Source organism: Williamsia sp. SKLECPSW1 (assembly GCF_054332755.1).
In genome coordinates this window covers 1-3,234 of sequence record NZ_JBTGLI010000004.1, presented here as the reverse complement: position 1 = coordinate 3,234, position 3,234 = coordinate 1, and the positions used below count along the sequence as shown (strand labels likewise).

Genomic DNA, 3,234 nt, shown 5'->3' with positions numbered 1-3,234 from the left:
GGGGTGTGTGGGTGGTGGGTGTGTGTTGTTTGAGAATTGCACAGTGGATGCGAGCATCTTTATTTAGATTTTGTTGTTGTAAGTGTGTAAGGGCGTTCGGTGGATGTCTTGGTACCAGGAGCCGATGAAGGACGTGGTAGGCCGCGATAGTCCTCGGGGAGTTGTCAAACGAGCTGTGATCCGAGGGTGTCCGAATGGGGAAACCCAGCACGAGTGATGTCGTGTTACCCACCTGTGAATGTATAGCGGGTGTGGAGGGAACGTGGGGAAGTGAAACATCTCAGTACCCGCAGGAAGAGAAAACAATAGTGATTCCGTGAGTAGTGGCGAGCGAAAGCGGAGGAGGCCAAACCATGCGCATGTGATACCCGGCAGGGGTTGTGTGTGTGGGGTTGTGGGGTCTGGTGTTCCCAATGCTGCCGTGTTGGGTGCGAGTGAGAAAACTGCATGCTAGGTGAACTGGCCTGGAATGGTCGACCGTAGACGGTGAGAGTCCGGTAGTCGAAAGTGTGTGGTCTCGTGTGCCAGGTGCCCAAGTAGCAGCGGGCCCGTGAAATCTGCTGTGAATCTGCCGGGACCACCCGGTAAGCCTGAATACTTCCTGGTGACCGATAGCGGACAAGTACCGTGAGGGAAAGATGAAAAGTACCCCGGGAGGGGAGTGAAATAGTACCTGAAACCGGACGCTTACAATCCGTCAGAGCCTGCGCCCTTCGGGGGTGGGTGATGGCGTGCCTTTTGAAGAATGAGCCTGCGAGTTAGTGGCACGTCGCGAGGTTAACCCGTGTGGGGTAGCCGTAGCGAAAGCGAGTCTGAACAGGGCGGCTTGAGTGGCGTGTTCTAGACCCGAAGCGGAGTGATCTACCCATGGCCAGGGTGAAGCGTCGGTAAGACGACGTGGAGGCCCGAACCCACTTCAGTTGAAAATGGAGGGGATGAGTTGTGGGTAGGGGTGAAAGGCCAATCAAACTCCGTGATAGCTGGTTCTCCCCGAAATGCATTTAGGTGCAGCGTCGCATGTTTCTCACCGGAGGTAGAGCTACTGGATGGCCGATGGGCCCTATCAGGTTACTGACGTCAGCCAAACTCCGAATGCCGGTGAGTGAGAGTGCGGCAGTGAGACTGCGGGCGATAAGGTTCGTAGTCGAGAGGGAAACAGCCCAGATCGCCGGCTAAGGCCCCTAAGCGTGTACTAAGTGGAAAAGGATGTGGGGTCGCACAGACAACCAGGAGGTTGGCTTAGAAGCAGCCACCCTTGAAAGAGTGCGTAATAGCTCACTGGTCAAGTGATCCTGCGCCGACAATGTAGCGGGGCTCAAGTACACCGCCGAAGCCGCGGCACTCACACAAGACATCCACGGTCTCCTGCGGGGGGTCGTGTAGTGGTGTGGGTGGGTAGGGGAGCGTCCTGCATCCGTGGAAGCGCCGGAGTGATCCAGGTGTGGAGGGTGTGGGAGTGAGAATGCAGGCATGAGTAGCGAAAGAAGAGTGAGAAACTCTTCCGCCGGATGACCAAGGGTTCCTGGGCCAGGCTAATCCGCCCAGGGTGAGTCGGGACCTAAGGCGAGGCCGACAGGCGTAGTCGATGGACAACGGGTTGATATTCCCGTACCCGTGTTCGTAGCGTCCATGCTGAATCACATGTACTAACCATCCAAATCCAGCGAGAAGACCTTCGGGTCTCGAGTCTGGGGCTGCATGGGACCTTGTGTGGTAGTAGGCAAGCGATGGGGTGACGCAGGAAGGTAGTGGGGCCAGTCAGTGGTTGTACTGGTGTAAGCCTGTAGGGCGAGACATAGGCAAATCCGTGTCTCATTCAGCCTGAGAGGTGATGCGTAGCCGATTGAGGCGAATTCCATGATCCTATGCTGCCGAGAAAAGCCTCTAGCGAGTTGGAACACGGCCCGTACCCCAAACCAACACAGGTGGTCAGGTAGAGAATACTAAGGCGATCGAGAGAACTGTGGTTAAGGAACTCGGCAAAATACCCCCGTAACTTCGGGAGAAGGGGGGCCACTGCTGGTGACCCGTGTACTCGGTGAGCTGGTGGTGGTCGCAGAGACCAGAGAGAAGCGACTGTTTACTAAAAACACAGGTCCGTGCGAAGTCGTAAGACGATGTATACGGACTGACGCCTGCCCGGTGCTGGAAGGTTAAGAGGACCGGTTAATCACTTCGGTGGTGAAGCTGAGAATTTAAGCCCCAGTAAACGGCGGTGGTAACTATAACCATCCTAAGGTAGCGAAATTCCTTGTCGGGTAAGTTCCGACCTGCACGAATGGCGTAACGACTTCTCTGCTGTCTCAACCACAGACTCGGCGAAATTGCAGTACGAGTAAAGATGCTCGTTACGCGCGGCAGGACGAAAAGACCCCGGGACCTTCACTATAGCTTGGTATTGGTGTTCGGTTCGGTTTGTGTAGGATAGGTGGGAGACTGTGAAACCCGCACGCCAGTGTGGGTGGAGTCGTTGTTGAAATACCACTCTGATCGTATTGGATACCTCAACCTCGGACCATGATCTGGTTCAGGGACAGTGCCTGGTGGGTAGTTTAACTGGGGCGGTTGCCTCCCAAAATGTAACGGAGGCGCCCAAAGGTTCCCTCAGCCTGGTTGGCAATCAGGTGTTGAGTGCAAGTGCACAAGGGAGCTTGACTGTGAGACGGACATGTCGAGCAGGGACGAAAGTCGGGACTAGTGATCCGGCACCGGCACGTGGAAGCGGTGTCGCTCAACGGATAAAAGGTACCCCGGGGATAACAGGCTGATCTTCCCCAAGAGTCCATATCGACGGGATGGTTTGGCACCTCGATGTCGGCTCGTCGCATCCTGGGGCTGGAGTAGGTCCCAAGGGTTGGGCTGTTCGCCCATTAAAGCGGCACGCGAGCTGGGTTTAGAACGTCGTGAGACAGTTCGGTCTCTATCCGCCGCGCGCGTAAGAAACTTGAGGAAACCTGTCCCTAGTACGAGAGGACCGGGACGGACGAACCTCTGGTGTGCCAGTTGTTCCACCAGGAGCACCGCTGGTTAGCTACGTTCGGAAGGGATAACCGCTGAAAGCATCTAAGCGGGAAGCCTGTTCCAAGATGAGGTTTCTCACCCCCTTCGCGGGGTTAAGGCCCCCCACAGACCATGGGGTTGATAGGCCAGAACTGGAAGCCCAGTAATGGGTGCAGGTGACTGGTACTAATCGGCCGAGGACTTACAACACATGACATCATCTGAAAATACAGA

1 rRNA gene is annotated in these 3,234 nt (G+C 55.8%); it reads left to right on the top strand.

From position 1 onward, the window contains the following. Positions 1 to 76 precede the first annotated feature (76 nt). A 23S ribosomal RNA gene (locus ACXVUM_RS20520) occupies positions 77 to 3,210 on the top strand. Positions 3,211 to 3,234: the final 24 nt, after the last annotated feature.